General features: G+C 32.8%; 8 protein-coding genes. 7 read left to right on the top strand and 1 reads right to left on the bottom strand.

What is annotated here, in order from left to right:
• Positions 1-693: 693 nt before the first annotated feature.
• Positions 694-2,319 (bottom strand): PucR family transcriptional regulator, encoded by a 1,626-nt coding sequence (locus BUB05_RS17940; RefSeq protein WP_073051115.1) that lies wholly within the window; start codon positions 2,317-2,319, stop codon positions 694-696.
• Between the two features lie 297 nt (positions 2,320-2,616).
• On the opposite strand from BUB05_RS17940, the gene BUB05_RS17935 reads away from it, so the two are divergent.
• From BUB05_RS17935 to BUB05_RS17905, 7 genes are all read left to right on the top strand, one after another.
• The gene (locus BUB05_RS17935) at positions 2,617-2,991 is read left to right on the top strand and encodes a hypothetical protein (protein ID WP_073051113.1); all 375 of its coding nucleotides are present in this window, start codon (positions 2,617-2,619) and stop codon (positions 2,989-2,991) included.
• Positions 2,992-3,012: 21 nt separating this feature from the next.
• The gene (locus BUB05_RS17930; protein ID WP_073051111.1) at positions 3,013-3,819 is read left to right on the top strand and encodes an alpha/beta fold hydrolase; all 807 of its coding nucleotides are present in this window, start codon (positions 3,013-3,015) and stop codon (positions 3,817-3,819) included.
• Between the two features lie 64 nt (positions 3,820-3,883).
• A complete protein-coding gene (locus BUB05_RS17925) occupies positions 3,884-4,354 on the top strand; it encodes a hypothetical protein (protein WP_073051109.1) in 471 nt (156 codons plus the stop codon).
• A gap of 18 nt (positions 4,355-4,372) precedes the next feature.
• Complete coding sequence (locus BUB05_RS17920) at positions 4,373-5,878, top strand: sodium:solute symporter family transporter (RefSeq protein WP_073051107.1); 1,506 nt, start codon at positions 4,373-4,375, stop codon at positions 5,876-5,878.
• A gap of 16 nt (positions 5,879-5,894) precedes the next feature.
• Positions 5,895-6,302 carry a hypothetical protein gene (locus BUB05_RS17915; RefSeq protein WP_073051105.1) on the top strand — a complete coding sequence of 136 codons (408 nt, stop codon included), beginning with the start codon at positions 5,895-5,897 and terminating at the stop codon, positions 6,300-6,302.
• Positions 6,303-6,405: 103 nt separating this feature from the next.
• The gene (locus BUB05_RS17910) at positions 6,406-7,218 is read left to right on the top strand and encodes a beta-keto acid cleavage family enzyme (RefSeq protein ID WP_073051104.1); all 813 of its coding nucleotides are present in this window, start codon (positions 6,406-6,408) and stop codon (positions 7,216-7,218) included.
• A 107-nt stretch (positions 7,219-7,325) separates the two neighbouring features.
• On the top strand, positions 7,326-8,325 hold a 1,000-nt coding region (locus BUB05_RS17905; RefSeq protein WP_245819957.1), incomplete at its 3' end, for a methylmalonyl-CoA mutase family protein.

Raw genomic sequence — 8,325 nt, 5'->3', positions numbered from 1 at the left:
TCCTTGAATTGAGCCTTCAGAAGGTTTTGGATGTCAGAGATATCCTTTAACTTGCCTTCCTTCATTAACCTTCTTACTTCTTTTTTGTCCAATAACGTCATAATGGTGTAATCCTCCTAATGATATTTGTATTTTATATCATTTCAGAAGTTTACACTATTAATATTACACTACCAGAAAAACAAGAAGGTGATGGATTGGCAGCATTTTTTACCGTCACTTATGGTACGGTTCACCGTAATACAGTTTATTACAAACTGAAGTAGGAGCTGAATAACTTGGGTAACTAAACTTTGAAGAATAATTAGCGAACTTGTTATTGTGGCTAGTGAAATAATGGATGAAGAAACTGGAATGAAGCTGATGGATAGAATAGAATTCAGTTTATTAAGACTTAAGGATTTTCCTATGTCTGGCAGCTATGTAAATGATGTTATTCTAAAGAACAATGATTCCTTTATGTTTTCCAACAATATTACCTCGGGTATCAATAAAGTGACTAGGGACTATTTCATGACTTGCATTTTCTCTAAGAAATCTATTATAATCATTATCTTCTATAAAGCATATATCATGGCTGTCCCTTTTTTTGCAACGTCCAGTCCTATTTCTTGCGCTTTTGTTTTAACCATTCCCTTATTTTTATTGGCGCCTAAAGGTGTTATTTATTCTGGAATATTTAGCAAGCTTTGTTTAATCCTTAGAATATATTTTTTCTATATTATAAAGGGTTATTGCATTACTCAAAGTTTGTCTTCCTGAGCTAGTAAAAAAATCCTCTCCTGTTAAAGATTTTATTTTTTCCATTCTATATCGTAATGAATTTATATGAATAAATAGTTTATTAGAAGCATCGTTTAAAGTATTAGATTCAACACATACCTTAAGTGTATTCAGAAGATCTAGTTTGTTATTTTTGTCATATGTCAAAAGTGGTGAAATGATTTTATTGTAAAAAACAAAATATTCTTTCGTATCTAATAGCTTAGCTAACATTTTAAACTGAACATACTGATTGAAACCGTAAATACTTTCATCATTATTGAGCGATGATCCTATAATTATAGATTCCTGGGCTTCCTTTAAAGAATTGGATAAATATTTAAGTTCATTATATTTTTGACTATATCCTATTTTAATGTTTTGTTCTGAGTATTTTAAATAAGAATATAGTTCTTGTAAGATTGAATTTATAGTGTCTGATAGATTAGCCAAGAAATCTTCTTCATCAAAAAATAGCAAAATAACAATACCTTCAAACAAGAATTCTGTAAGAATGTTGAATTCTGTATATTTTTTGAAAAACTTGTATATTTTTTTTGTTTTAAAATATTTATCTACTGTATTTGTATCTCTTTCTGTATTCAATAGAATTAATATATATGAAGATTTAGGTTCTATACCAAGAATTTTTATATTTTTATTTATTATATCACTTGAAAGAGAATTGTCATAAAATATCTTATTTAGGGTATAAAGCCTAGAATTTTCCTTTTCACTTTCGATTAGAGAATCAGACATAAGTTTTATTGAGATGTAGTTAACAATTTGTTTTAAGAACAGTAGTTCTTTTTCAGTAAATAAATACTTATCTTCAAGGAAAATATAACCTAATATATTATTGTTTGTTATACAGGGGATTATATAAAAGTTATCAATTTGTTTGAAAAAATCATTTTTAATTGGTGCGCTTTGTTTTAAAACATCTTCGTGTAGCATTGATAACATACTTTTAAAATTTATTTCTTTATTATCTTGTGATAAACAGTGTTTCCCAATAATTTTATTGTCAAAAGTGAAGCAATAGCAATTACAGCTTAAATTTTCACTTATTCTTTTGATGAAAAAATCAAGTTTTTTACCAGTTAAAATAGCTGAATTCAGTAATTCATATTCAGAATTTAAAGATTTAAGAGTATTATATTGCGAATTTATTATTAAAGAAGAAACATCTAATATCACTTTACTAAAAAGGATTTTTTCATCTAAAATTATAATAGGAACGTCATGTTTATTTGCTAATTCTATTAATGCATCGGGAATTATTTTTAGATATCTGTTTATTTTTATTACTAGACCAGAAATATTTTTTTTAATAAGTGCTCTAAAAATATCTTCGATTAAATGATTATTATCACAACAAAATGAAAATGTAGTTAAAACGAAATGATTATTTTCATAAATGAATTTTTCGAAATCTACGACTTCCATTACTGATATAAATTTTACTATTTTGTTTATACCTTTAGAGCCACCGATTAATTGGCTATTTTTTTTAAAAGTATCTATAAGGGTAATATCTTTTATAGTAACATCCATTTATTCACCTCATCATTACATTATCAATAAATTATTTAATAATTATTTTATCATTACACAACTTAATTATCAATTGTTATCAGAAAAGAGAAATTATACATTAAGTCTGTTTAATATATTTATCATTTTGAAATTGTAGATTTATCTATATTTTTATATTCCTTTTGAGAGAATTCTATGATGAATTAGTTAAATAAATATATTATTATATTAATAGGCAGGAAAACATTTTCTCGTGTTTTCAAAAGCGCTTTGCTGATTTAAATTTTTCACAAATAAAATCTGGAGGAGGAAAAAATGAGTTTGTATGACAAAATGCTTAATTTAAAACAACTTATTAATGGGGAAGAAGCAGAAAAATTTCTAAATTATTATTATGGGAAATTTTTCAAAGGAGACATTACAATAATTGATGGGGAGGAAACATGTACTTTGACATTTAGATATGGTCAATGTATAGATGTAATTGAAGGAATACCAGAAACAGGAATTGATATTGGTGTAAGTGGTAGTGATAAAGAATGGAAGAAGTTTATGGGTCATAGGAGCCTTAGTGTAGCAACTAATAGAGGTAATAGTGATAATTTAACAACAATTGGTGGAGCAGTTCGTTTTAGACAGAACTTTAATGTTGTGGCTCAATTGGCTAGAGTTTACGCAGGTATAAGATAATATTTTGAGGGAGGTAAGTAGATGAGCATTACAGGATTTTATATTAAAGTTAACGGAATAAAAATTTATTGTGAAACAAATAATGGACCAAGCAAAGATACTATAATATGTTTACACACAGCAGGGCGTGATAATAGACAATATCATGATATTATGGATAATTTAAAAGATAAGTATAATATGATATCGTTTGATATGCCAGCTCATGGAAAAAGTTGGCCGCTTCCAGGAAATAATGTAGTAAATAATTTTAAAGATTATGGGAAATGGATATGGGATGTAATTAATGAACTAAAGGTCGAAAATCCAATCATAATAGGATGCTCAATGGGTGGAAATATAGTATACCATATGGCAATAGAATATCCAGTTAAAGCTATTGTTTCTATGCAAGGAGCTGATCATACGCCAACTATTAACCAAAATATTCTAGACCTTCTATTTCATCCTTATGTTAGTCCGCAACATTCACACTTAGAGTTTAGTGAGTGTCTTATAGGTAAAGCTACAAGTCAGGAAAGAAGAGATTTTATAATGTGGGGAGTCTTGTCTGAGATAGGAAAAACTAAGCAAGGTGACTTAAGCCAATACAATGGATTTGATATCCGTGAAAGAATGAAAGAAATTACCTGTCCAGTTATGGTTATACAAGGTTTGGATGATATGATTGCAACAGAAAAGATGGCAGAAGAAACAGTTGCAAGAATAGTCAATTCCAAAAAATTATTATATAAACCTATCGAAGATTATGGCCATTTTATAATAGTTGAAAATCCTGAGGTTGTTTCTGAGTATCTTGATGAATTCATGAAATCTTTGGGAGAATAGCTGACAGGTTTGATTATTAAATAATTGTGACCTTACCATGATTAGTTAAAGGAGAGAAATATAAATGATAACTATAAAGGAAAAAACAAAAGACATAATGGTACTTATGTTGCCTGTATTCTGGGTTTTAATAATTATATTTGTCTATAATGGAATTGCATTGTATGGAATGTATCTTGCTATAGCTATAGCAACCGTTAGTATCATTCTTGGTTTATCAGAGGGGGAAAAAATAAACAATAAACTATTTATAACATTGTGCGTTGGATGGGTTATCCTCATGACAGTTTCTGTAACAGGAATGATATATTATTACAATTTATTTGGTAATGATGCTCCAAGCTTTACAATTTTAGGAATGCATCCTTCAGGATTTTTTTTATACATAGTTTATTGGCTAGGAAATTTGCTATTCTTAAGCTTAAATTTGTACAGGTTGAAGGATATATGGCTGCCGGAGAAAAAGTGGGATAATTTTGTTGAATATGCAAAAACAATTCAGGTGAATCAGACGAAATCAACCTTGAATAAATAGGAGGAGTGGAGGTTCAATATGAATAATGGTGTAATGGTACTAATTGCAGTATTTGGTCTGTTGGTTGTTTCTTTTATCATTGGAGTGAAGTCAAAAAATACAGATTCAGCAGCAAGCTTCATTGGTAGTTCGAAAAGTTTTGGCTCAATTGCAGTTGCATTATCAGGTACAGCTGCAGTAGCTTCTGGGTGGATGATTGTAGGATTTCCATCTTTAATATACACAAGCGGTAATTTTATGACAACGGTTGCACTCATGGCAGGAGCTTTTACTTTATCATATATTTTTATAGGTAAAAAAATTAGAGCAATTGCAGAAGTGAAAGAAGTAGCTACACTAGGTGATTTGATTGAAGCGCGATACAAGAGTAAAAAAGTAAAAATGTTATCTGCATTGGTTTTGTTTATTGGTTGCTTTGCATACTTGGCTGCGCAGATAGCAGCAGGTGCTAGCTTGTTCACTTACCTTTTTGGTTGGGGAACTTTTAAGGCGGCTGTACTGATGTTTGGAGTTGTAATTGTTTATGTTGTTGTTGGTGGAGAATCAGCAGGTATCATGTCGCAAGCTTTTCAAGGTGCAATAATGGTTATTGTTGGTGCAGTTGCAATAGGAATATTTTTCGCAAATGGAGGCTTCGGAGCATTAACTGAAGGTATTATCAATAATCCGGTTGTTACAGACTCAAGCGGAATAACAGCTCAATTTAAACCAATACAGCTTTCGGCATTTGGAACAGCGTCTCCTGCAGCTTCATCAGCTTATTTTACTTTAGCATGGATTGGTACTGCATGTCAGCCAGCAATAATAACAAGAATGTTTGCTTTGAGAACGCCTAGAGATTTACCTAAATTAGCAATTCAAACGGGATTTACTCAAGCGATAGTATCTTTCTTTGGGATAACGCTAGGATGGTTGGTAATATTACTTGTTGTTACTGGTAAATTGCCTCCGCTTGAAAATGCTAGTCAGGCTACTTGGGTAGTAGGTCATTATCTAGGATCTGTGATGCAGGTTTTCCTTTATACAGCAGCTTCAGCGGCAATTATTTCTTCAGCAAGTATGTATTTATCTATTGGCGCATCTGCAATATCAAGAGATGTTCTTGATTGTATTGGAATTAAAATGAGTGATAAAAAACAAATAAGAGTAGCAAGAATTGCGATAGTTATTGTTGGAGTAGGGTCTATATTGTTGGCTTCTTTTAGTGCTGAAACGGTTGCTTTACTAGGTGCATTGGGATGGGCTACATTCATGACAATATTTATTCCTCTTGTATTGGTAGGGATGATCTGGAAAAAAGCAAACTCAAAAGGAATGGGTGCAGCGGCGTTTATTGCACTAATTGGAAATATTATTGGAATGGTATTGCCAGCGTTTGTTAAGATTTCTTGGCCGCATGGTTTGCCATGGTCAATTTACCTTATGGCAATAACAACTTCGGTTGGAATCATAGTGTCTTACTTAACATACGATGATAATAAAGATTGTCCTGAGAATTCAATTATTGAAGCTTTAAGAATATAAAATTAAGGAGATAATAATGGGCGAAAAGAAAAAATATAGCATGTTAGTTTTTAGTAATAATACAGAAGGGATGGAAGAGGAATATAACACTTGGTATGCAGGGCAGCATAATCATGACTTATTGAGGATTGACGGATTTGTAGGATGTAGATTTTATAAATTAGGAGAAATACAATTAAGCAAGAATATGGAGAGACAATATAAATATCTAATGATTTGGGATATTGAAACTGACGATTTAGAATCAGTTTGTGAGGATATAGAAAAAAGAATGGGCGATGGACGAACTGTATTTAGCGCTTCGTTTGATAAAAATTACTTTGATTATATGGCAACTCCAATTACAAAATATGTTACAGCAGAAGAAGTTAATGGAAAAACAGTTGATGAAGTGTTATCAATATCTGAATTGAATTGGAAATAAAAAATAAATAAATTTTATTTGTCCCTCCTTGATAAATGACACATTGAAATATGTGTTAGATTTTAAGGAGGGAAAATTTTATTAGAATTAAAAGGAGGAAAAAATGGATAAATTAATAATCACAGCTGCATTGACTGGTTCGTTAGGAATGAAAGAGAAAACGCCACATGTTCCTATAACACCGGATGAAATTGCGGCAGATGCGCTTAAATGCTATAAAGCAGGTGCAGCTATTGTACATGTACATGCTAGAGATCCTATTACTCAGAAGAGTGTTCATACTGCTGAAATATTTGATGAAATCAGTAAAAAAATCAAAAAATTGTGTCCTGAATTGATTGTTCAAATATCGACAGGAGGAAGAGCTGGGCTAAGTCTTGAAAGTAGACTCGAGGCAGTACAAATAAACCCTGAGATGGCCAGTTTTACGACAGGCTCAATCAATTTCCCCGACCATATTTATATCAATTCGCCGGAATTGATAGAGAGACTGGCTATAGAAATGCAAAAAAGAGATATAAAGCCTGAAGTCGAAATATTTGATACGGGAATGATTCCAACCGCCATGGAGCTTTGTGAGAGAGGTATATTGAAAGGACCGTTGTATTTTAATTTCATTATGGGGATGAAAAATATTCAACCAACAAACTTTAATCAGTTGACGCTTTTGCTAAACTCAATTCCAAAAGAGAGTCCTTGGAATATTTCCGGTATAGGCAAACACCAGTTGTATACAACTTATTTAGGCATTTGCTTAGGCGGTAATGTTAGAGTAGGCTTAGAAGATAATCTTTATTATTCAAGAGGAGTTTTGGCGAGTAACGAACAATTGGTAGCAAGAGCTGCAAGATTATCCAGAGAGTATGGAAGGGATGTTGCTACACCAGAAGAGGCAAGGAAAATACTGGGAATGTAGTTTATTTGAATCCATATTTAATATAGATAATTAGTAAAAATATAGCTATTGATTACCGATGTAACGGAGGAATAAACGTGAGTGAAAACAATATCATTAAAAGTGAAATGAACAAATGGGAACAGGGTCCATTGGCGAAGACCCTTTCAAAAGTTTCTGAAAGAGAGAATGTGCCGGAAAAGAGAATCTATACTCCGCTGGATGTGGATTTATCAAACGAACATTATGTTGAAAAGATAGGATTCCCGGGACAATATCCTATGACAAGGGGAGGACAGCCCACAATGTATAGGGGCCGTTACTGGACAATGAGAAGCTATTCTGGTTTTGCTACTGCAAAGGAAACAAATGAAAGGTTCAGATATCTACTTGATCAGGGAGTCACAGGACTTTCAGTAGCATTCGATATGCCTACTCAGATAGGATATGACTCTGATAATCCTATTTCAGAAGGTGAAGTCGGAAAGGTTGGAGTGGCAATAGACTCTCTTGAGGATATGGAAGTTCTTTTCAACGGCATACCTCTTGACAAGGTCAGTACGTCTATGACGATAAATGCCCCAGCTTCAGTGATACTGGCAATGTATCAGGCTGTTGGGGAAAAGCAAGGGGTGGCGCCCGAACTCTTGAGAGGAACTACCCAAAACGATGTGTTGAAGGAATATATTGCAAGAGGAACATATATCTATCCGCCAAGACCTTCCATGAGACTGACAGCAAATATCTTTGAATACTGCAAGAACAACATACCGAAATGGAACACTATAAGTCTTGGAGCATATCATATCCGTGAGGCAGGAGCCAATTCAACGCAGGAAATTGCCTTTGCCTTTGCAAACGCAATAGATTATATTCAGGCTGCAGTCGACGTAGGATTGGATATTGACGATTTCGCAGGAAGGATTTCCTGGATATTTACTGCAGACATGAACGTCCTAGAAGAGGTTGCAAAATTCCGAGCAGCAAGAAGGTTGTGGGCGAAAATATTGAAGGAAAGATTTGGAGCTAAAAATCCCAAGTCGATGATGCTGAGGGTACATACACATACCTCGGGAAGCGTCCTTACGGCACAGCAGCCGGTTAACAATGTTGTAAGGGTGGCACTCC

It is taken from the genome of Dethiosulfatibacter aminovorans DSM 17477 (assembly GCF_900142005.1).
Classification (GTDB): domain Bacteria; phylum Bacillota; class Clostridia; order Tissierellales; family Dethiosulfatibacteraceae; genus Dethiosulfatibacter; species Dethiosulfatibacter aminovorans.
Note: the sequence above shows the minus strand (reverse complement) of the source record. Positions and strands in the feature narration are given on the sequence as shown.